The organism is Bacillus sp. V33-4 (assembly GCF_002860225.1).
Lineage (GTDB): Bacteria > Bacillota > Bacilli > Bacillales > Cytobacillaceae > Bacillus_BJ > Bacillus_BJ canaveralius.
Genome location: NZ_PGVC01000036.1, coordinates 31,695 through 52,687, shown reverse-complemented (window position 1 = coordinate 52,687; position 20,993 = coordinate 31,695). Strand labels below are relative to the sequence as shown.

Genomic DNA, 20,993 nt, shown 5'->3' with positions numbered 1-20,993 from the left:
TGATTTACACACCCTTCTTTAATAAATAATAAAGTCCACTTTCCCGATCAAATGCCGACCACTCCTGCTCTGTTTGGATAACATTAGCTGTTAACGGGACAGCAAAGAAATGAAAGCTGTCAAAATAAATTCGCAAGTGGGTCTCGTCAGGACAGATTTCGATTTTTTGGATTGTTTTACGGATAAAAGGAGCTTTTTCATCGCCCTGATCATCCTGGATGCCCACAGCTACGGGAACCGAAACAAATCGTCTTAATTCCTCCAGATTAATGTGTTGCACAGCTGCTGCACCCTCTCATTGTTGCAGGATAAATGTACATTTTATATCCCTGCAAGTAATTCCAAAATCGTTCGCCGGCATTGTCTTCAAGGAATTGCTGCACTTCGTCCTCTGAACGCCAGCGGCTCATCCCTTTAACTTCTGCAATGACAATTTCTGTACCATCTGTAATTTTTTCTTCCAAATACCAATTGAGGCAAGCTCCGGTGAAAATCTGCTTAAGAAGCTCATCGATATCGGAAGCAAAGCCCCCCAGTTCTTCCCTGATAAAACAAAAGTCCAAATACGTTTCGTTGTTCATCAGCTTTCACGCCTTTGCGCTTTTTGATCTTTCTTGTATACCAGAATCGCAACCGGAAACAAGATGATGTTCAATGCCCCGAAAACGATCGCAGTCCGATAGTTTTCAAAAAAATACTGATGTACCATGTACTGGGTAAAAATAATATTTAACATTAAGATCGCACACAGAATACCAAACATGAGATAACTATGTTTCATAACGTTTCACCCTTATTGCGTAAATTGCCCCGTCTTCTACTTTTACTTGTATTTCCGGCAGCGGTCGGCGGGGCGGGCCTGCTGTTGGAGCACCTGTCTGGACATCAAATTTTCCATGATGGCAAGGACAGACCATTTCGCCTTCTTCTTTCACCCAGAACACTGGACAACGAAGGTGGGTACAGGCATTTTGGTAAGCAACATATTTCTCGTCTGAGAGCCTGATCAGAATTGCATCATCATGTTCACCAGGAAACTTGAAATCGACTGCATCCCCGATAGCGAGCGATTTAACTTCCGTAATTTTTTGCTGAGGATACTCCTTTTCACCTAGACCCATCAGTTCTTTAGCGGCAACAGCTCCCCATGGCAGGGACGAGACCGCAAATACTCCGGCTGCCCCGACCAATGTTTTCATAAAACCCCGCCTATCAAGCTTGCGTTCATTGTTGCGATGAATATTGTGGGTGTAATTATCTTCATTAAAGGGGATTTTATTGTTTTTCTCCGTCATAACCATCCCTCCTAATACAGCTTTGTTGTTCCCTGAAGGATACCAGGGAGGTTTACTTTGACATTTGTTTCGCTTTCGAGATAAGGCATGCTTGTAACCCATTTATCATTGTCGAGATTATATTGCTTTTGCTTATTTTCGATTTCTTCCTCTGTCAGCCATTGCAGCGTATTGGTTGGACATACACTTGCACACATAGGCGGAATACCGTCCTTCGACCGGTCGATACATAAGTCGCATTTGTACATTAAATTTTGTTCCGTGTCGAATTTCGGGATGCCATAAGGACAGGCAATCGTACAGTTCTGGCAGCCGATGCATTTTTCGACAAGCGCCGACAACACCGCACCTGTTTCATGAATCTGGATCGCTTGCGCCGGACAACTCCTTGCGCATGCCGGATTGACACAATGAAGGCACATCAGAGGCATCGTCTGTCTGTCAACAAGCGGATTCACATCATACACATAGTTTCGGTTCCGTTCTTCATGTCCCCCGCACTGTGTACACGCTGCCAGACAGGAACGGCATCCTATGCAGTTTTCCAGTTCGATATAAAGCCTCTTTTTCATTTATTGCACCTTCTTTAGTTCCGATTTTTCGATCTGGGCAGCGCACGCTTTAAATTCAGGCATCCGCGACGTCGGATCCAGAGCCGGAATCGTTAGGAGATTAATCGATTGGTCATGACCCCAGTGATATGGGACAAATACCGTATCTTTACGAATAGCCTCTGTTATTTTTACTTTATAGAAGCTTTCACCCCGGCGAGTGAACAGGCGTACCTTTTCTTCATGATTGATGTTATATTTAGCGGCAGTCTCCGGGTGAACCTCAACAAAAGGTTCAGGAGACATATCGCGCAAGAATCGGATTCTTCTTGTCTGGTTACCGGATAAATAGTGATAAACAACGCGGCCCGTTGTTAAGCGCAGCGGGTACTCCTGATCCGGTTCCTCTGCTGGCGGCCTATAAGGCAATGCCATTATTTTCGCTTTGCCATCAGCATGATAGAATTTTTTATCAAGAAACAGGTGAGGTGTTCCAGGATCATTTTCATCTTTACATGGCCAGAACACGCCATTTTGCTTCTCGATCTTTTCCCAGGTTACTCCGTAATAATCAGCAGTTCCGCCTTTGGATGCTAAGCGCAGTTCATCAAAAACGTCCCTGGCAGTTTTTAAATGTGAAAAGTATTTTCCGCGTCCCATGCGCTCAGCGAGTTCTACTTGAATTTGCCAGTCAGGCTTTGATTCGCCTAATGGCATTTGAGCTTTGTTGATTTTGATGATACGGCCTTCTACATTCGTGGTCGTTCCTTCATCTTCAGCCCAGGTTGTCGTTGGAAGGATGACATCAGCGAATTCAGCCGATTCAGAAAGATAAAAGTCAACACATACCATGAAATCAAGATTTTTCATTTGCTTCCTTACATAATTAAGGTTAGGTGCAGATACAGCAGGGTTCGAGCAAAGAAGATAAAGTGCCCTAATTGTTTTCTGTTCCATCAGCTCAAACATTTCATATGCAGAAACTCCCGGTTTCGGCATTTCTTCCGGTTCAATGCCCCAGACCGCTGAAACTTCCTTTACGTGCTGCGGATTGGTAATTTTACGATAGCCTGGTAGTGCATCAGCTTTTTGTCCGTGTTCACGTCCGCCCTGCCCGTTTCCTTGTCCTGTGATTGTGGCAACTCCGGATTTCGGGCGGCCAATTTTACCAGTAACAAGTGCCATATTGATATAAGCAGAAACGTTTTCTACTCCTTTAATTTGCTGCTCGATTCCTCTTGCAAACATGACGATGGCATTCGGTGCTTTTCCGTACAGTTCGGCAGCGCGGATGATTTTTTCAGGAGCCACTCCAGTGATTTGGCTTGTATATTCTGGAGTAAATTCTTTAACTACTTGCTTCATTTCTTCAAAGCCGTTTGTATGATTGTTCACAAATTGTTCATCAACATGGCCGTTTTGGATAAGTAGATTTAAGATTCCGTTCGCCAGAGCCAAATCTGTACCCGGTCTAAGGTCTAGATGAACATCCGCTCTTCTGGCAATCGGCGTTTCGCGCGGGTCCGCAATAATCAGGTAACCGCCCCGCTCCTGTACATTCCAAATACGGAACATCGAAGTTGGATGGCACTCCGCTGTGTTGCTGCCGGCAAGGAATAGACAATCTGTTTCATGAACATCTGTCCAGGGAACTGTCGAGCCTCTATCAATACCCAATGAACAATTTAAGCCACCCGCCGCACTTGCCATACAAAAACGTCCATTATAATCGATATATCTCGTTTGGAGTGCTACGCGGGCAAATTTTCCTGTTAAATAACACTTTTCATTTGTCATGGAAACGCCGCCGTAAACGGAAACGCTATCTTTTCCGTAATTTTGCTGAAGCTCTTTAAACTTTTTGACGACCAGATCGTACGCCTCATCCCAGGTCGCTTCACGGAAACCTTGTTTTGTTCCTTTTAAAGAAGCGTCATCGCGGATTAGCGGCTTGAGGATACGGTCTGGATGATTGACTTGCTGATACGCGGTAACCCCTTTCGGACACATTTTCCCTAAAGTTACAGGCCAGTCGTAGCGAGGTTCAACCCCGATAATTTTATTCGTTGTTGTATCTACACGCAGGTTCATTCCGCACTGCATGGCGCAATAGCTGCAATGTGTTGGGACAAGTGTTTCATTTGGATGCTTCACATTTTCTATGTCTCTGAAGAATTTATCCCTTTGCATTCTGGTTGGCCTCCTTAACTTTTATCTCGTGGGTGGCTATTCCTGAAAATTGAGCAATCCGGTATTTTCTCCGGCATGGAAGGCAAAGCTCTGCGAGATGGAAGCCTTCTTTTTGTTGAAAACTCATTTCATTTATACCTAGCACAGAAATAACATCATTAGATTGTTCAGTTGATACGAATCCGTCACCACAAACCTTGCATTCTTTCATCGACTGCTCGGCATAATGCTCCCGGTAGTTCCGGGCAAAAACACTTAACGGCCGGAACGGAATATGAGCGAGCTTCCCGAACGGAAGATAAATCAATGTAACAATCACTGAATATTGGTGAATCAAGGACATGACCGGCTGCCCCCAGCCGTGTAAAAATACGTTCATAAAAGTAAGCGCCAAGCCTGTGACACTTATTAAAAGCAGCATATACAGCGGCAGGAAATCGTACAGGAAGGTTTGTTCCGCTCTTGCCTGCATATTCTTTAAGCGGCGGTAGAGCGCCATGCATACTCCCGTGATGACCATGATCGCTGAAATATTCAATGCGTTGTAGGAAAGCCAGGCTATTACCCCATCCGCTTTAACCGTCATTACATCCAAGCCCATGGCGACAACCGTGTAATAACCGTTCTCCGGCATGGTGAAATACATTCCGCCAAACACGAGCGGGAAAGTGACCAGGCAAGCAAGGACGCAGCCCCAGCCGATCAGCATATGCTGAGTCCAGCGGTAAACCCCGCGGTTCCAAATAAACCGGTACGTAGCAAGATGTTCTACAGAAGTTTTCGGGGTCGACTTTCGAAACAGCAGCTTTATTCCCTTTTTAATGAAAATTTTTGTAGGCGGCCGCTCTCCCCAGGCGATAAACCGATAAAAGAATCCCCCGATGAATACGATTGTTCCAACCATATATCCGTAAAGATTTAAATCAATATGAGTAAACATTCTCGTTCCGATAAAAGATAGTAAGACAATTGCACTTACAGCTAAAAACATCGATTTGGCAAAATGGGACGCAAATGCGTTACCGACCGGATGTCCCGATTTATCTTTTGTTAAAGCTTTTGCCTGCATCTTCGTTCCTCCTTATTGCGAAAATTAGAATCACTTTTGATACTCTAATTGTAAAAATCACGCAAAGTTTTCCGTATCGGGGAACTCCCCTATCCTGAGGAGAAAATCCCCCTATAAACCCTTATTCCAGACAAAATTCCGCCACAAATACAAAAAAGCCTGTTCGGATACAGCAGGCTTTGTCTTTATCAAGGCTTCAAAAAGGCCGTGTAAAATTAATTAAGCGGTAATTGGCTGGAATTAAGCGAAACGAGCCAGTAATTAAGCGTGTCGGAGCGATAATCTCGCGGATAAATTCGTAATTAAGCGGAAAGTCCGATTAATTAAGCGAAACCCCTTATCCAACCTTTTTTGCCGATAAAAAAAACGCACTGGGATTTAAAAACCCTGTGCGTTTTTTTATTTCATTATCTATGAGGCTTGCTCATTATCCTCGCCATCAAATTTATATTCAGTTTCCCAAAACTCCGCATTTTTGATGCCCAATTTTTTCGAGTTGAACACTGGATCGAGCCCCTGCTTTTTCTGGGCTTCATAATCCTTTAAGGCAATGAGTGCCGGCTTCGCCAAAATCAAAATGGCGATTAAATTCGTAACAACCATTAGCCCTAAACCAACATCCCCCATTGCCCATGCCAATGTGGCTGTTTGAACAGATCCATAGAAGGTTGACGCCATCAAGACGATTTTCAGGAAGAACATTGCTGCATTATTCCCCTTACCGCGCACCAAGTAAGCGATATTTGTTTCGGAAATATAATAGTAAGCAACGATCGTTGTAAAAGCAAAGAAGAATAAAGAAACCGCCACAAATCCGGCACCGAAACCAGGAAGAACAGTTTCAACCGCAGCCTGCGTGAATTCAGGACCGGCCTCAACTCCCGGTAAATTGTTGACAAGGAATCCTCCTTCGGGATTTTCCGTGTTGAATGATCCTGTAAACAAAATCATGAAAGCTGTCGCGGAACAAACAAACAAAGTGTCAATATAGACGGAAAACGCCTGTACCAATCCCTGTTTGACAGGATGGGATACTTCTGCAGCACCGGCCGCATGAGCCCCGGTTCCCTGGCCAGCCTCGTTTGAATAAATCCCGCGCTTCACGCCCCAAATGATTGCCATCCCAATCATTCCGCCAAAAACTGAATCAACCGCAAAAGCACTTTTAAAAATAAGCGAAAAAACAGCTGGTATTTCAGAAATATTAAAAGCAATGATAATTAATGATACGAGAATATAGCCAATTGCCATAAAAGGAACAACGTACTGGGCAAATGTGGCAATCCTCTTCACCCCGCCAATAATAATTAAACCCAGTAAAAGAACCAAAAAGATGCCTGTTATCGCCGGGCTGATGCCAAATGCGTTTTCCACTCCCAATGCAATCGAATTTGCTTGAATACCCGGCATTAATATTGCCATTGCCAGAATGGTTGAAATCGAAAACAACACAGCAAACCATTTTTGTCCAATCCCTTTTTCAATATAATAAGAAGGTCCCCCACGGTATTGACCATCTCGCTTTACTTTATAAATCTGTGCCAAAGTGGACTCGACGAAAGCGGTACCTGCTCCGAGAAATGCCATTAACCACATCCAAAACACGGCTCCCGGACCACCCATTGCGATCGCTGTGGCTGTTCCTGCAATATTCCCTGTTCCGACGCGGCCGGCTAGAGCTATAGATAAGGCCTGGAATGACGATACACCCGCATCCGAACTTTTTCCTTTAAACATCAGCACAACCATATCCTTAATATGCCTTACCTGCAAAAACCGGGTTAAAATCGAAAACAAAAGACCTACACCAAGACAAACGTAAACCATCGGTGTACTCCACAGTATTCCGTTTAAAGCATTAACGAAACTCTCCAAAAATGTTCCTCCTTTTTACAATTCTGAATTTTTAACCTATTTAGAATTATAGGATAAGAGACAATGTAAAACAATCTTTATCTCCGTATTCATCAGGTACAATTTTTACCTTAATCATTTTTAAAGCGATTAGGAGAAACTATCTGCAAAGGAGTGATGCAAATTGGCAAGAAGAAATAAGATTCTGATTCCCGAAGCAAGAGCAGGGTTGGATCAGTTAAAAGCCAGGGTAGCCGGAACTGCAAACCCTGAGGATGCTAAATATGAAGTAGCTGCTGAACAAGGCATTCCTTTGCGCAAAGGCTATAATGGCAAATTAACTTCTGAACAGGCCGGCAAAGTAGGCGGCCCTCTTGGAGGCAATATGGTTCGGGAAATGATTAATATGGCCAAGCAGAGCTTGGGAAAGCCCAAACAATAAGTGTGATGGATGAAAGGAGCATGGGAGTGGAATTTAATATAGAACAATTAGCTGAGCAATTGCCCGACTTTAGTGATCATGAAGGTGCTCACCACTGGTTTACCCAAAAATACGGGGAACGTTTTGTGCTCAGGGAAACCAATACAATCGAAGGAAAAAAAGTTTATTTTTATCACGTTATCAAGGAGCCTGGATTATATAACGAGTATTTAGAAAATATTTCAGACGAAATTTCCGACGAAATAAATCCTGATGCCTTTCGTAGCTACAGCACGATTGAAATTTCCGAAGATGGGGATGTTAGTATTTCTATTTGATATGGAAAATGAAGCTTGCCCATAATAAAAGCGAGGCACCGCCTCGCTTTTAACAGTTCTTTTATTATGCTGACATGGCTTCCAATTCAACTCGTGGTGAATTCCACATCGAGATCCACTTTCTAATCGCAGTAATCATGATAATCATTCCGAGAACTAGCATGATAATTGATAAAATTCCATTCAGGACGTTGTATCCAGCTGCAGCTGGATTGAGGTATACATTTTGGATCATCCAGTATCCTGCATAGTTTACTGTCACAAACAAGTAAGCAAGCGGGACAAGGCATGTTAGCATGTATCTTCGTTTATCGGCAATTTTCAGGATAACTGTCGCACCGATAATTAACCCAATTGAAGCCATCAACTGGTTCGATACTCCGAACAACGCCCAGACTGAACCGATATCTCCAGAATAAAGGAGATAACCCCACATGAAGCAGGCAAGCGCGCTCGCAAAAATCGATCCCGGCAGCCAATCAACTTTTTTCAATGGTTTGTAAAATTCCCCGAAGAAATCCTGAATCAGGTAACGGGCCACGCGCGTACCCGCATCAATCGCGGTCAAGATAAAGACGGCTTCAAACATGATAACGAATTGGAAAAAGTACGAAGCTAAGTTTGCGAACCATGGAATACCCGTAAAAATGTACGCCATCCCGACAGCAAGCGTAACCGCACCCCCGGTACGTCCTTCCAAATCAAGGCCGATTTCCTGGCTTAGCTGTGGCAAGTTTACTACATCCATACCCAAAGTTCTAAACACTTCAGGTGTTGAATTAATCGCAAAGTAGTCAGCAGGCTGCAGCGCAGTTGCCGCGATTAAAGCCATGATCCCCACCAAACATTCCACTAGCATCGCACCGAAACCGACAACTTTAATATCGCTCCAGCGATCAAGCATTTTCGGGGTTGTCCCCGACCCTACAAAGGCATGGAAGCCTGAAATCGCACCGCAGGCGATTGTAATCGAAATGAATGGCCAGACCGGACCAGCAAGGATCGGGCCACCTCCACCGATAAATTCAGTTATAGCCGGAAATTCAATCGCAGGATTAATCACGAATACCCCGATAATCAGTGCGATAAATACACCGATTTTCATAAAGCTGCTTAAATAATCACGCGGTGCGAGCAGAAGCCAGACCGGAAGTGCAGCAGCAAAGAACGCATAAATAGGTAAAATAATAGCCAATGTTTTTGTATCAAGTGTTAATAGATCCCCAAGTGCAGTACCTTGAATCGAAGGACCGATGAATACTCCGATCATTAATAGAATAAAGCCGACTGTTGATGCCAATTTTAGATTTCCGGTTTTCTTATAATAAATACCGACGCCCATTGCGATCGGAATCGTAATCCCGACTGCAAATGTTCCCCAAGGATTTTGTTCCAATGCATGGAGAACAACCATTGACAATCCGGCCATTGTAATCGTAATGATAAACAGCATGGCCAGTCCTGTACAAAATCCGGCAACAGGTCCCAATTCTTCCTTCGCTACCTCTGACAGCGACTTTCCTTTTTTGCGCATGGAAGCAAATAACACGACTGCATCATGCACCGCTCCCCCGATAACAGCACCGATCAACAGCCAAAGCAAGCCCGGAAGATAACCGAATTGGGCTGCCAGGATTGGGCCGACGAGCGGACCGGCTGCTGCAATCGCAGCAAAGTGGTGGCCAAAGCTGACCCATTTATTAGTTGGTACATAGTCTTTCCCATCATTTAGTTCGTGCGCAGGTGTTGGCTTGGCATCATTTAATTTTAAAACTTTAACTGTCATAAAAGTGCCGTATAGCCGATAAGCAATCATTAAAATACACATGGATGCAATAACGATTGTAACCGCATTCATTTTAGTCTTCCCCCTTTCGCGTTGAGTCTATTTTATATGATGAAAGCGCCAGTCATGATTTTTCAAAATAGAATGCACGAATTCACGAGTGAGGTGCAAAATTTGCGGACTGAAATGCAGCAGGACTAAAAACCCAGCAACTGTTTCAATTCTTTTGTATAGGTCCTGCTGACAGGGACTTTCTCTCCATCCGGCATCATTAAATTATACGTTGAATGAAACCATGGCTGTATTTCAAGAATCGCCTTCAGATTGACAAGAAAGGCGCGATGGACACGCACAATTGGCGTACCCTGCAGCCTTCGCTCAAAGGTTACAAGTGGTTCTGCAGCATAATATTTTTGCTTATCCGTAGCGATCATGGTTCTTCCCTCTGCCGTACTTATATAAAGGATACTTTCAATATTGATTAAAACAATCCGTTCCTCGGCGGTAATCGCCAATTTGCCGGTCCGTTCCAAAAATGGCGGCTTTTGCTCGGGTTCTGCCGACTTGATTGCTTTTTTCCTGGCGAGGAGCTTTGAGATTTTTTCAACGGTTTGGCCGACACGGCTTTCATCAAAAGGCTTTAAAATATAGTCTGCTGCCTCCAGTTCAAATGCTTTTAAGGCAAATTCATCGTAAGCTGTTGCGAAAACAATTTCGGGTCTTTGCTCAAGTTCAACCAGCTGTTTAGCCAGGTCGATACCGCTGTTTTCTCCCAATTCAATATCGAGAAACAGAACGTCAATTTCGAAATCGGAAAGCTGCTTGAGGGCTGTTTCAATACTATCTGCAGCACCGACTATTTCTACTTTTTTCGTCCGTAACAGGAGATAAGCCAGCTCATCCCTGGCTAACGGCTCATCATCCACTATAAAGGCCTTTAACATACTCCTCACTCCATTTGCTTTGCTCCAAAGGCATGGTGATAAAAACCTTCGTACCTTTTCCTTGTTCACTCTCAATCAGGAAGTTTCCTTCCGCCCCATAGATTTCCTGGATCCGGTTTTTGATATTCCACAATGCTGTTCCCGTTCCTTCTTCAGACCTGACCGTATCATTTCCTAAATGCTTAAGCATCGAGGCGGGGATGCCTTTTCCGTTATCTTCGGTAACGACGACCATTTTCCCACCCTTTGCATAAGCCCGCACAGTGATTTCCGCTTTTTGCGTTTTTGAAACAGAATGGCGAATTGCATTCTCAACCAACGGCTGCAATGTGAAGGGAGGGATCAGCACTGTTTTCAGCAGCGGTTCTATATCCATATAAACAGAATACTTGTCCGGGAACCGGGCTTGTTCCAAAGCAAGATACGCTTCAACATGCTCGAGTTCCTTTTCCAGCGGGATCAACATCTGCCGGGCTCCCTGCAGATTGCTGCGAAAGAACACACCAAGCTTTAGTAAAAGCTCTCTTGCCTTGTCTTTATCCGAGCGAATTAAACTTGAGATTGTATTGATCGAGTTAAATAAAAAATGCGGATGAACCTGGGCATGAAGCGCTTTAATTTCAGCGTCCTTTAAGAGCCGCCTTTGCATCTCCGCTTCCGCCAGCTCCAGTTGGGTGGAAAAAAGTTTGCTCAAGCCTTCTGCCAGTTCCTGTTCAACCTTGTCCATCCTGGCCGGATTCAGGAAATAAAGCTTTAATGTCCCGACTGTCCTGCTATTGGCGATTAACGGCAACACAAGAGCTGCCTGCAACGGGCAATCCTCTTTCATGCAGCGAATTTCGCTGCGTGCGGTGGCCTTGATAATACGCCCTTGCTCCAATACTTTCCTCGTCAATTCAGTCGCCAGCATTTCCATCGGATTGTGATGGTCGGACCCGGCTCCAACGTGGGCCAAAACTTGATGTTCGTTCGTAATCGCGATGGCATCCGCTTTCGTTTCGCCCAGGATAATTTCCGCTGCTTTTCGGCTCGAATGCATGTTTAATCCCTGCCGGAAAAATGGAAGCGTTTGCTGAGCAATATAAAGTGCCTTATTCGTTTGCAACGCTCTTGTTCTTTCTTCCTCCGAAAGAATTGTTTGAATGATTAAAATGAACAGTAACGTCCCGAATCCATTAACTGCTATCATCGGAAAAGCGATAATTTCAACTAAGTGGACAGCTGCGTCAAACGGCTTGGCGACGGCGAGGATAATTCCCATTTGGATACATTCCATGAGGATCCCAATTGAAACGGCTCCCCATGGGGCGCGATTTTTTTGGATTCTGTACCGCTTACTAAGCAGACCGGTTACATAGCCGGCAAAAATCGTTGAAACCGAACATGCTACTGCCGTAAACCCCCCAAGCGTCAAGCGGTGAAGTCCCGCAATTAAACCAACTCCCAATCCGACAACCGGCCCGCCAAGCAAACCGCCAATAACAACGCCCATGATCCTTGTATTTGCAATTGCACTGTCGATGTCAACATCTGCTTGCCATACATGGGAAGAAACGGCCCCGCTTTCGATTTCGACACCGGTATAATTGCTAATGATTCCAAATGTTCCAAAAATGGCAATTAAAATAACTTTACCTGAGATGCTTGGTTCATTATGGATAATTTGCCTGAACGACTTCATCCTTGATAGTAAAAATGCGACAATAACCAGAATTCCGACCCGTTCAACCATTAAGGGCAATAGCTCAATCAACTTTATCCCCCCTGCCAGTCTGTATAATGTTATTATACACGATAGTCTATTCTGCAATAAAAAAGGACAGCCAATTCGCAAACGAATTAACTACCCAACGCTCCATTATTATGGTGCTTTACCTAACTCATCATCTTCTCCATTTAATATTCCCATGCCTTCGATATGGCGCTTTGCTTTTTCATCGCCAAGCTCATAAATCATCGCATACGCTTGTTCAATCGTTGCATCATATTCTTCATTTTGTGAAGCTTTGTGATATTCGAGGTAAGGAACATGAGCCCGGGCGTACGTCTTTAAATCAGCATTATAGTTTTCGCTAAAAAGTTCTTGCAGCCGCGCTGCTTCTTCGTCTGTTGCAAAAATTTTAAAATTCCACTCTGCTTCAGGCTCAGTGGCATTTTGCAAAAGCTCGCCATTTTCAATATTGACATAATAAGTCTTTTTATTTAAATCCATCCTTTCATCTCCTCGGGTCGTTTATATGTATGCTTTACCACCTCTCCGCATGTTTTAATCGTTTCATTGCTTGCTTTTTCTGTGTAGCGCGAATGCACACTTAAAAAGCACCGCGCAAAAATAGTTTTGCAATCTGTCCTATTTGTCTGCCAATGAATTAAAACCATATTTTTCAAGGATATCAACCGCTTTTTTCGCTTGTAAAAATTCATAAAATTTAATCGCTCCGTCGCGGTTATCAGATCCTCGGATGACGCCTAATTGATATACGATCGGGGAGTGGGTTTCCGCGCCAGCAATAGCGGCGATCTTTACTTTATCCGATACAAGCGCGTCCGTTTTATAAACGATGCCCGCATCGACGTTGCCTGTTTCAACATACGTGAGAACCTGGCGAACATCTTTGGCGAAAATCAGTTTTGTCTGGACTGGTTCCCACAACTCGGCATACTCCAAAAGTTCCCGGGCGTATTTCCCCGCCGGAACACTTTCAGGTGTTCCAATTGAAATCCGTTCAACCGCATCATCGGCAAGATCTGCAAATCCTGTCAGATTTTCTTTTCGGTTTTTGGACTGGACAAGGACTAATTCATTCCCGACGAGGTCGGTGCTATACCGTTCTTCAATGAAGCCTTGTTCAACGAGTAAAGCAAATTTGTCTTCAGCGGCCGATAAAAATAAATCAACTGGCGCACCCTGGGAAATTTGCTGCTGGAGCATTCCAGTTCCGCCAAAATTAAAATACAGTTCGACACCGGAGTGCTCTTTTTCATAAGCTGTCTTAATTTCTGTCAAAGCATCCTTCATGCTCGCAGCCGCAGAAATCGTAAGCTCCGTTCTTTTCTCCTGGTTGTCCGGTTGTTCCGATTGGGAACAGCCTGCGATCACAATCGCGATGAAAATCATATAAAGCTTTATTAATTTTCTCATTGTTCCCCATGCCTTCTTATCTTTGTGACAAACGTAGAATGTAACCAGCCAAATCTTGCACTTTTATATTACCTTATTTATCAAAGAGGTGAAATCCATATTCCAGCCAGTTTATCGTCAACTTTTCGAATTTATCATCAACCTCGGCCGCTTTATCGTCAACTTTTCGCATATATCATCAACCTCAGCCGTTTTATCGTTAACTTGTCAAATATATCATCAACCTCAACCGCTTTATCGCCAACTTTTCGAATTTATCATCAACTTCGGCCGCTATATCGGCAACTTGTTACATTGCACCATCCCGGAGCTGGCCAAAATACAGGTTGTGATAAAAGCCTTGTCGTTTAAGGAGTTCGTGGTGGCTGCCTTTTTCAGTGATTCTGCCCTCTTCCAGTACAATGATTTGATCGGCTTTTTGAATTGTGTTGAGGCGATGGGCAATGACGAAGCTTGTTCTTCCCTCCATCAGCCTCTGCAGCGCTTCCTGAATTTTCACTTCCGTCACCGTATCAATACTGCTTGTCGCTTCATCCAATAAGAGAAGTGACGGGTTGGCTAAAATCGCCCTCGCAATCGACAGCAGCTGTTTCTGGCCCTGGCTGATCCCTTCTCCATCTTGGGTGAGTACTGTATCATACCGTTTAGGAAGCATCATAATAAAAGAATGAGCATTTGCTTTTCTTGCTGCTTCTTCAACTTCGCTGTCGCTGGCATCGAGTCTCCCATAGCGAATATTTTCCTTAATAGTGCCCTCGAATAAAAACGAATCTTGAAGAACGAAAGCCATATGCCGCCGCAGGCTTTCCCGTTTTATTGAAGTAATATCGTGGCCATCTATCAGTATTTTGCCGCTGTCCGGGTCATAAAAGCGGGAGAGCAGGTTTATCAAGGTCGTTTTGCCGGCACCTGTGGGTCCAACAAAGGCAACTGTTTGCCCCTGAGCAGCATAAAAATCAATATCTGTTACTGTGGTATCTTCCTTTTCATAAGAAAATGATACGTTCCGGAACTCCACTTCCCCTTTAACAGCTGGCAGGTCGGCTGCAAAACGTTCGTCCTGCATCTCTTCTTTCTCGTCTAAAATAGCAAAGACACGCTCTGCCCCGGCTACTGCCGACAGCATTGTGTTAAACTGGTTGGCCAAATCATTAAGCGGACGGGTAAATTGCCGGGCATATTCGGCAAAAATAACTATTACCCCGATTGTGACAATACCCCTTAGTGCGAGGAGCCCGCCAATACCTGCAATAATAGCAAAGCTGAAATTATTTAAGAAGTTCATCAGCTTTGGAATAAATCCTGAATACGTCTGCGCCCAAAAGCCCGCTTCTTTTAGCTTCGCATTCTTGGTACGGAACTCGGAAATCGCCTTCTTTTCCTGCGAAAAAGTTTTCACAATTCGCTGCCCGGAAATCGTTTCTTCAATAAATCCGTTCAGATTGCCGAGATTATGCTGCTGCTCTTTAAACAACTTTCCGGTTCGGTTTGTTATCCATTTCATGCCCATAATCATCAACGGTACGATGATTAATGTAACAAGTGTCAGCAGTGGGCTGAGCCAGAGCATTACAGTTACCGTGCCTGTCAACGTCAGTACACTCGAAAAAATTTGAATAACCGAGCTGTTTAAGGTCGTACTGACATTTTCAATATCATTGGTGACACGGCTCATCAGTTCTCCGTGCTGGCGCTTATCGAAAAAGGGGATCGGCAGCTTATGAAGATGGCTAAACAACTGGGTGCGCATCGTAAATACTGTATTTTGGGCAATTCCGATCATCCAGAAGTTTTGAAACCAAATCGAAGCAGAATAAAGAAGATAGACAACCGCTAATTCAATTAATCGCAATATTAAATTACTGCTGTCACCTGAGACTACGTATTCGTCAATCGTCATCCCGATCAAGAAAGGTCCCAGCAGTCCCAAAGCCGAGCTGGCCACAACCATGAAAAGCACAAATATAAATAACCTTTTATACGTGGCAAAATACTGCCAAATCCTCTTAACTGTAGCAAACCCATTTTTCGCTATTACTTTCTTTTTTTTGGATATTTCTTCCCGAGCCAGAACCGGAACACGTTTGTATTGGAAAGGTTTAGTTAACTCCTTGAACATGCTGCAACGTCTCCTCTCCATACTGGGATTGAAAAATGCTCCGGTAAAGAGATGAATGCTTTAATAATGAAGCATGGCTTCCTTTTTCAAGCAGTTTGCCCTCCTCTAAAAGGATGATGTAGTCGGCTTCCATCGCCGTACTAATTTTTTGCGTAATAATAAGGGTTGTACAAGGATACTTCTTTATCGCCTCAAGCAGCTTTGCTTCTGTTACAAGATCCAATGCACTAGTACTATCATCAAGCAGCAAAATCCGCGGCTTCCTCACCAGGGCCCGGGCAATCGCGATCCGCTGTTTTTGTCCCCCTGACAGGTTTACCCCCTTTTGGCCAACAATTGTGTCATATTTTTTCGGCAGTTTATTGATTGTTTCATGAATTTGCGCACTTTTCGCTGCTTCAATGATTTCCTTGATCGTCGCATCTTCTTTTCCCCAGGCAATATTGTCCTTCACCGTACCAGTAAATAGCAGCGCTTCCTGCGGAACAAAGCCAATCTTCCTGCGCAAATGATCAAGCTTCATCATTGTAATATCGTGATCATCAATATAAATCGCCCCGCTCGTGACATCATAAAGCCGAGGGATTAACTGGAACAAAGACGATTTGCCTGCTCCTGTCGCACCAAGAATGGCGACCGTCTCGCCCTTTTTGACTCTAAACGAAACATCGTCCAATATAGGAATGCAGCTCTCCGGATACTGAAACGACACATGGTCAAACTTTAGCTTCCCTTCCTCGACTATTATGGAAGGGTCAAGGTGTTCAGAATCATATAGATCGATTTCGGTTTCGAGCACTTCGGACATTCGCTCCGCGGAAGCCTGCGCCCTCGAAAATGCCATCATAATCCAGGAAAACATCGAAAAAGCTCCAGTGATCCTCGTTGCATAATTTACAATGGCTACCACCTCACCGACTTGCATCTTACCTGTACTGACATCAACCGTACCAAACCAAAGAACCGCGATGATACTTAAATTCATCACAAAAAGAAGGATCGGGATTGCCATTTCCATCATCCTCAAAGCAGAAACCGTCCATTCCATCAAGTCCTGATTCGCCTTCTTAAATCGGTTCCCTTCATGCCCCCTTCTCAAAAAAGCTTTAATAAGCCGCATCCCGACCAAATTTTCACGCATCACATTATTAACACCATCGAGCTTTGACTGCACAGATTTAAACAAGGATCTGCCTTTTTTCATTAGCCATAAAAGAAACACAAATAAAATTGGCAGTGCTGTTGCTAAAATAAGGGCAAGTTTCACATTTACTGCAAAGGCCATCATGACGCCCCCAATGACAAGCAATGGGGCTCGAAGCGCGATCCGTAAGCTCATGAAAACCGTGTTTTGGATTTGCGTGACATCATTTGTCATTCTCGTAACAAGCGAAGCGGCAGGAAACCTGTTAAAGTTGGCAAACGAAAACGATTGTACCTTGTTGAATAAGCTTTCTCTCACATCGTATCCAAAGCTTTGGCTGACATGGGAAGCATAGAATGAGTTCGTCACACCCGCTGCAAAAGCAATGATCGAAAACGCGACCATCACAGCTCCCCAAAACATCACAACCGGGAGATTTTCGCGCAAAATGCCCTCATCGATGATTTTTGCGATTAGCAGCGGCTGTACAAGTTCAACCGCAAGCTCTGTCAGCATTAAAAGCAAAGCGATAGCTACCGGAATCCGGTATGGTTTTAAAAAAGCCCACATCTTAAACATGTGTTACCCTCCAAACGATTGTCCACTGTGCTATGCAAATCTTTCGGAAACCTAAAGATAAAATCTATATTGTTCATAATAGCTTTTTTCGCGGAATTTTTAAACAATTTAACAACAAGGTGATTTTAATTGTTAGTTTCGTTCATTTCAGGGTAAAAATAAAAAAACGGTTGATGCTAATAAAGAAAGGAGAGGTTTCTAAATGATCATTGTCTACTTAAGCATCGCTTTAGTTGTCGGCTCGCTCATCTATTTAGGGTACTCTGCCTTCACAACGTTAAAAGAAGCAAAACCGGCGATCAACAATCTTTCGCAATCAGCGACGCGCGTTCAGCAACAAACGGAAAACATAAGAACAGAAAAAGATGAACTCACAGCAAACCAGCAGCAACTTATCGCCGATATTCAGCAGAAAAAGGCAGCTGTCAATTCTGCCATTAAAGCCGTTAAAGAAACAACACAGTCCTTTAAAAAATTGGTTAAAATAAAGCCGATTGCCCATCTTCAGCGGAAAGACCGCGAACAGCTTTTAAAATGGGAGATTCGGAAAAGATCGTTTAAGTCACAATATTAAAAGCGAGGGGCTCCCCTCGCTTGCTCCAACATTTTCGCGGATATACCAGCATTTTCGGATATACCACATTTTCGCGGATATATGCAAATTTTCGCGGATATACCAACCATTTTCGCGGATATATCAAAATTTTCGCGGATATACCAACCATTTTCGCGGATATATGCAAATTTTCGCGGATATACCAACCATTTTCGCGGATATATCAGATATTACTATCTTATACGGACGGAGTTTATGACTTTCCGTTGCTGAAAAGCTCTTCAAGCTGCTTTCTCAACGTAAATTTCTGGATTTTCCCGCTCGCATTCCGTGGCAGTGCTTCACAGAATACATACTTGCGGGGTCGCTTGTAATTGGCGAGCTTTTTACTTCTCTTGCACCATTCATCAAGCTCAGTCTCCGTGATTAGCGCATCTTTTTTGACGACGAAAGCTGTAACGGTTTCGCCCCAGCGGTCATCCGGCTGCCCGACAACGGCCACATCAAGAATCCCTGCGTGCTCGTATAAAAGGTCCTCTACCTCGCGCGGATAAATATTTTCGCCGCCACTGATGATCATATCGTCAACCCTGTCTTTTACCCACAGATAGCCATCTTCATCAAGATAGCCGATATCTCCTGAATGGTACCATCCTTTATAGATCGCTTTTTCGGATGCTTCATCACGGCGAAAATATCCGCTCATCATACACGGTCCCTGGACAATGATTTCACCTGTTTCGCCTGCTGGAACAACGTCATCAGGATTAGAAGGCCCGGTTTCATTAGGCCTGACTATCCGGATATCATGATTCAGGCAGGCCTGGCCGGCAGAACCAGCTTTCATGAGCTGATCCTCTGCCGACAGAAAGGTAATCGCCGGGCCCATCTCGGTCATTCCATATGCCTGGACGAGCTTGATCCTGAGTTGGTCATGGCAGGCATGGACGAGTGCGGGAGCCATTGGCGCTGCTCCATATAAACCGAGTGTTAAGCTCGTTATATCATATTGGCTTAAATCTTCCTGGAGAAGCATATTCCACATCGTTGGAGCCGCAAAAAACTTCGTCACTTTTTCCTGGTCTATTAATTGCAGCACTTTGTTTGGCTCGAAATGATGAAGAATGATGTTTCTGGCACCCACATGAACACGGGGCAGGAATGCGCAATGAAGCTCAGCACAATGGAACATTGGCGCCGTTACCAGCCCATTATCCTGTTTCTCCAATTTTGTCGAGCCGATTACAATCAGGCTTTGTTCAACCATATCGCGGTGGCGGTGCAGTACACCCTTAGGCCTGCCGGTCGTTCCACTTGTGTACATAATCGCATATAAATCATCTTCATGAACTTTGCTATCAACGTCTGTGTCTGCAGCGGAACTCACTTTTTCATGATAGCTTGCAGCATAATCGGGCGTTTCTTCATCAATAAACCAGAAGGAAACCGTTGAAAAACGTTCTTCAATCGCGGCCACAACGTCTGCTAACGCTTGTTCAAACAAAACGACCGTCGGCTCGGCGTCTCTCATAATATAATCCACCTCTTCTGCTGTTAGCCGAAAGTTAATCGGATTGAAGATGGCACCAATTTTAGCGCAGGCAAAAAAAGCAGTTGCCAGTTCTTCTGTATTAAACAGAAAAGTTGAAACGCGATCGCCTTTTTTCACACCTTCATTTAAAAGAGCGTTTGCAAGCTGGTTCACTTTCTTGCTCCATTGCTGGTACGTATAGCGGAGATTTTTTCGAACATCATAGATGGCTTCTTTATGAGGATATTTTTTTACCGTCAAATCAAAGATTTTCCCAACCGTTGTTGACATATTCATCCCTCCAAAATTAGTTAAGCCGTTCAATAATCGTCGCGTTTGCCATTCCGTGTCCTTCACACATTGTTTGTAAGCCGTAGCGTCCGCCTGTCCGTTCGAGCTCGTGCAGCATCGTTACCATAAGACGCGCTCCGCTGCCGCCAAGCGGATGGCCCAGGGCGATCGCCCCGCCATTGGGATTAAGCTTTTGTGGATCGGCGCCTGTCTCTTTCAGCCATGCCATCGGAACTGGCGCAAATGCTTCATTCACCTCAAACACATCAATATCATCAAGCGTTAGTCCCGCTTTTTGCAGTACTTTTTCGGTTGCCGGGATCGGGCCTGTCAGCATAAGAGTTGGATCTGATCCAACAACAACGCGGGTATGAATCCGAAAACGCGGTTTCAAACCGAGCTCCTCTGCTTTTTCCCGGGACATAATTAGCAGTGCAGCAGCCCCATCACTGATTTGACTGGAATTACCAGCGTGAATGACACCATTTTCCGTAAATGCTGGCTTCAGTCCTGCCAGTGCAGACAAAGATGTTTCTTTTCTTGGTCCTGAATCTTCCCTAAAGATGGAAGTGCTTCCATCAGGTAAAATCACTTCAATCGGGAACGTTTCTTTTTGAAAATGACCCTCCGCCTGTGCTTTTAACGCTTTTTGGTGGCTTTCCAGCGAGAATTGATCTAGTTCCTCCCTCGTAAAACCGTACTTTTCCGCGATTCTCTCAGCAGATAGGCCTTGATGAATGATTTCATGCTGGCTCTTTAGTTTTTCACTAAAAGGAGCTCCTTGATAGTTCGTGCCAATCGGAACCCGGGACATGCTCTCGACTCCTCCTGCAATGACCACATCCATATCACCAGCCAAAATCGCCTGGGCAGCAAAATGGACCGCCTGCTGGCTCGATCCGCACTGGCGGTCGATCGTTGTACCAGGAACTTCAATCGGGAAACCGGCAATTAATGAAGCAACCCTTGCAATATCGCCGGCTTGTTCCCCGGATTGGGTCACACATCCTAAGATCACGTCTTCAATGAGAGCCGGAGCAATCCCCGCTCTATTGACGAGCTCTTTCAATGTTAACGCGGCCAAATCATCGGGCCGGATATCCTTTAATGCGCCATTTCTTCTCCCGACAGGTGTTCGTACACACTCTACTATGACTGCTTCTCGCATGATATCTGTCCTTTC

General features: G+C 44.4%; 20 protein-coding genes. 3 read left to right on the top strand and 17 right to left on the bottom strand.

What is annotated here, in order from left to right:
• Positions 1-4: 4 nt before the first annotated feature.
• From CVD23_RS14020 to CVD23_RS13985, 8 genes are all read right to left on the bottom strand, one after another.
• Entirely contained in the window at positions 5-280 is a 276-nt protein-coding gene (locus tag CVD23_RS14020; RefSeq protein WP_101575281.1) for a hypothetical protein, read from the bottom strand.
• Positions 267-581, bottom strand: coding sequence for a hypothetical protein (locus CVD23_RS14015; RefSeq protein ID WP_101575280.1), 315 nt, complete (start codon positions 579-581; stop codon positions 267-269). Before CVD23_RS14015 ends, CVD23_RS14020 begins: the two co-directional genes overlap by 14 nt.
• Positions 581-781 (bottom strand): hypothetical protein, encoded by a 201-nt coding sequence (locus CVD23_RS14010; RefSeq protein ID WP_101575279.1) that lies wholly within the window; start codon positions 779-781, stop codon positions 581-583. Before CVD23_RS14010 ends, CVD23_RS14015 begins: the two co-directional genes overlap by 1 nt.
• Positions 771-1,295 carry a Rieske (2Fe-2S) protein gene (locus CVD23_RS14005; protein WP_101575278.1) on the bottom strand — a complete coding sequence of 175 codons (525 nt, stop codon included), beginning with the start codon at positions 1,293-1,295 and terminating at the stop codon, positions 771-773. Before CVD23_RS14005 ends, CVD23_RS14010 begins: the two co-directional genes overlap by 11 nt.
• Positions 1,296-1,306: 11 nt before the next feature.
• Positions 1,307-1,867: a 4Fe-4S dicluster domain-containing protein gene (locus CVD23_RS14000; RefSeq protein WP_101575277.1), complete on the bottom strand. Its 561-nt coding sequence runs from the start codon at positions 1,865-1,867 to the stop codon at positions 1,307-1,309.
• The gene (locus tag CVD23_RS13995; protein WP_101666368.1) at positions 1,868-4,036 is read right to left on the bottom strand and encodes a molybdopterin oxidoreductase family protein; all 2,169 of its coding nucleotides are present in this window, start codon (positions 4,034-4,036) and stop codon (positions 1,868-1,870) included.
• Entirely contained in the window at positions 4,023-5,105 is a 1,083-nt protein-coding gene (locus CVD23_RS13990; RefSeq protein WP_101666367.1) for a hypothetical protein, read from the bottom strand. Before CVD23_RS13990 ends, CVD23_RS13995 begins: the two co-directional genes overlap by 14 nt.
• 411 nt (positions 5,106-5,516) lie before the next feature.
• Positions 5,517-6,932 carry an alanine/glycine:cation symporter family protein gene (locus CVD23_RS13985; RefSeq protein ID WP_374702643.1) on the bottom strand — a complete coding sequence of 472 codons (1,416 nt, stop codon included), beginning with the start codon at positions 6,930-6,932 and terminating at the stop codon, positions 5,517-5,519.
• Between the two features lie 211 nt (positions 6,933-7,143).
• Between CVD23_RS13985 and CVD23_RS13980 the strand changes: the two genes are divergently transcribed.
• Together CVD23_RS13980 and CVD23_RS13975 are read left to right on the top strand one after the other, a co-directional pair.
• Positions 7,144-7,401, top strand: a complete 258-nt coding sequence (locus CVD23_RS13980) for an alpha/beta-type small acid-soluble spore protein (RefSeq protein WP_101666365.1) — start codon at positions 7,144-7,146, stop codon at positions 7,399-7,401.
• Positions 7,402-7,427: 26 nt separating this feature from the next.
• On the top strand, positions 7,428-7,718 hold the full coding sequence (locus CVD23_RS13975; RefSeq protein ID WP_142382902.1) for a hypothetical protein: 291 nt from the start codon (positions 7,428-7,430) through the stop codon (positions 7,716-7,718).
• 64 nt (positions 7,719-7,782) lie between these two features.
• On the opposite strand, the gene cstA is transcribed toward CVD23_RS13975, so the two are convergent.
• The 7 genes from cstA to CVD23_RS13940 form a co-directional block, all read right to left on the bottom strand.
• Positions 7,783-9,576: a carbon starvation protein CstA gene (cstA, locus tag CVD23_RS13970; protein ID WP_101575271.1), complete on the bottom strand. Its 1,794-nt coding sequence runs from the start codon at positions 9,574-9,576 to the stop codon at positions 7,783-7,785.
• A gap of 125 nt (positions 9,577-9,701) precedes the next feature.
• Positions 9,702-10,448 (bottom strand): LytR/AlgR family response regulator transcription factor, encoded by a 747-nt coding sequence (locus CVD23_RS13965; protein WP_101666364.1) that lies wholly within the window; start codon positions 10,446-10,448, stop codon positions 9,702-9,704.
• Positions 10,423-12,201 carry a sensor histidine kinase gene (locus tag CVD23_RS13960; RefSeq protein ID WP_101666363.1) on the bottom strand — a complete coding sequence of 593 codons (1,779 nt, stop codon included), beginning with the start codon at positions 12,199-12,201 and terminating at the stop codon, positions 10,423-10,425. The genes CVD23_RS13965 and CVD23_RS13960 overlap by 26 nt, the downstream gene beginning before the upstream one ends.
• A 108-nt stretch (positions 12,202-12,309) precedes the next feature.
• Positions 12,310-12,660, bottom strand: coding sequence for a hydrolase (locus CVD23_RS13955; RefSeq protein ID WP_101575268.1), 351 nt, complete (start codon positions 12,658-12,660; stop codon positions 12,310-12,312).
• Positions 12,661-12,798: 138 nt separating this feature from the next.
• Entirely contained in the window at positions 12,799-13,590 is a 792-nt protein-coding gene (gene modA, locus CVD23_RS13950; protein ID WP_101666362.1) for a molybdate ABC transporter substrate-binding protein, read from the bottom strand.
• Between the two features lie 289 nt (positions 13,591-13,879).
• Entirely contained in the window at positions 13,880-15,709 is a 1,830-nt protein-coding gene (locus CVD23_RS13945) for an ABC transporter ATP-binding protein (protein ID WP_101666361.1), read from the bottom strand.
• Positions 15,690-17,432 carry an ABC transporter ATP-binding protein gene (locus tag CVD23_RS13940; protein WP_101666360.1) on the bottom strand — a complete coding sequence of 581 codons (1,743 nt, stop codon included), beginning with the start codon at positions 17,430-17,432 and terminating at the stop codon, positions 15,690-15,692. The genes CVD23_RS13945 and CVD23_RS13940 overlap by 20 nt, the downstream gene beginning before the upstream one ends.
• A gap of 202 nt (positions 17,433-17,634) precedes the next feature.
• Between CVD23_RS13940 and CVD23_RS13935 the strand changes: the two genes are divergently transcribed.
• Complete coding sequence (locus CVD23_RS13935) at positions 17,635-18,006, top strand: DUF948 domain-containing protein (protein WP_101666359.1); 372 nt, start codon at positions 17,635-17,637, stop codon at positions 18,004-18,006.
• 235 nt (positions 18,007-18,241) lie between these two features.
• Here CVD23_RS13935 and CVD23_RS13930 read toward each other — a convergent pair whose 3' ends face one another.
• Complete coding sequence (locus CVD23_RS13930; protein WP_101666358.1) at positions 18,242-19,810, bottom strand: fatty acid--CoA ligase; 1,569 nt, start codon at positions 19,808-19,810, stop codon at positions 18,242-18,244.
• Between the two features lie 16 nt (positions 19,811-19,826).
• Complete coding sequence (locus CVD23_RS13925) at positions 19,827-20,978, bottom strand: thiolase family protein (RefSeq protein WP_101666357.1); 1,152 nt, start codon at positions 20,976-20,978, stop codon at positions 19,827-19,829.
• Positions 20,979-20,993 lie beyond the last annotated feature (15 nt).

Excerpts from the sequence above, each read along its gene's own strand:
- CVD23_RS13985 (WP_374702643.1), bottom strand. The coding sequence starts at position 6,932 with ATGGTTTACGTTTGTCTTGGTGTAGGTCTTTTGTTTTCGATTTTAACC.
- CVD23_RS14015 (WP_101575280.1), bottom strand. The coding sequence starts at position 581 with ATGAACAACGAAACGTATTTGGACTTTTGTTTTATCAGGGAAGAACTG.
- CVD23_RS14010 (WP_101575279.1), bottom strand. The coding sequence starts at position 781 with ATGAAACATAGTTATCTCATGTTTGGTATTCTGTGTGCGATCTTAATG.
- modA (WP_101666362.1), bottom strand. The coding sequence starts at position 13,590 with ATGAGAAAATTAATAAAGCTTTATATGATTTTCATCGCGATTGTGATC.
- CVD23_RS13925 (WP_101666357.1), bottom strand. The coding sequence starts at position 20,978 with ATGCGAGAAGCAGTCATAGTAGAGTGTGTACGAACACCTGTCGGGAGA.
- CVD23_RS13940 (WP_101666360.1), bottom strand. The coding sequence starts at position 17,432 with ATGTTTAAGATGTGGGCTTTTTTAAAACCATACCGGATTCCGGTAGCT.
- cstA (WP_101575271.1), bottom strand. The coding sequence starts at position 9,576 with ATGAATGCGGTTACAATCGTTATTGCATCCATGTGTATTTTAATGATT.
- CVD23_RS13965 (WP_101666364.1), bottom strand. The coding sequence starts at position 10,448 with ATGTTAAAGGCCTTTATAGTGGATGATGAGCCGTTAGCCAGGGATGAG.
- CVD23_RS13930 (WP_101666358.1), bottom strand. The coding sequence starts at position 19,810 with ATGTCAACAACGGTTGGGAAAATCTTTGATTTGACGGTAAAAAAATAT.
- CVD23_RS14000 (WP_101575277.1), bottom strand. The coding sequence starts at position 1,867 with ATGAAAAAGAGGCTTTATATCGAACTGGAAAACTGCATAGGATGCCGT.
- CVD23_RS13945 (WP_101666361.1), bottom strand. The coding sequence starts at position 15,709 with ATGTTCAAGGAGTTAACTAAACCTTTCCAATACAAACGTGTTCCGGTT.
- CVD23_RS13955 (WP_101575268.1), bottom strand. The coding sequence starts at position 12,660 with ATGGATTTAAATAAAAAGACTTATTATGTCAATATTGAAAATGGCGAG.
- CVD23_RS14005 (WP_101575278.1), bottom strand. The coding sequence starts at position 1,295 with ATGACGGAGAAAAACAATAAAATCCCCTTTAATGAAGATAATTACACC.
- CVD23_RS13995 (WP_101666368.1), bottom strand. The coding sequence starts at position 4,036 with ATGCAAAGGGATAAATTCTTCAGAGACATAGAAAATGTGAAGCATCCA.
- CVD23_RS13990 (WP_101666367.1), bottom strand. The coding sequence starts at position 5,105 with ATGCAGGCAAAAGCTTTAACAAAAGATAAATCGGGACATCCGGTCGGT.
- CVD23_RS13935 (WP_101666359.1), top strand. The coding sequence starts at position 17,635 with ATGATCATTGTCTACTTAAGCATCGCTTTAGTTGTCGGCTCGCTCATC.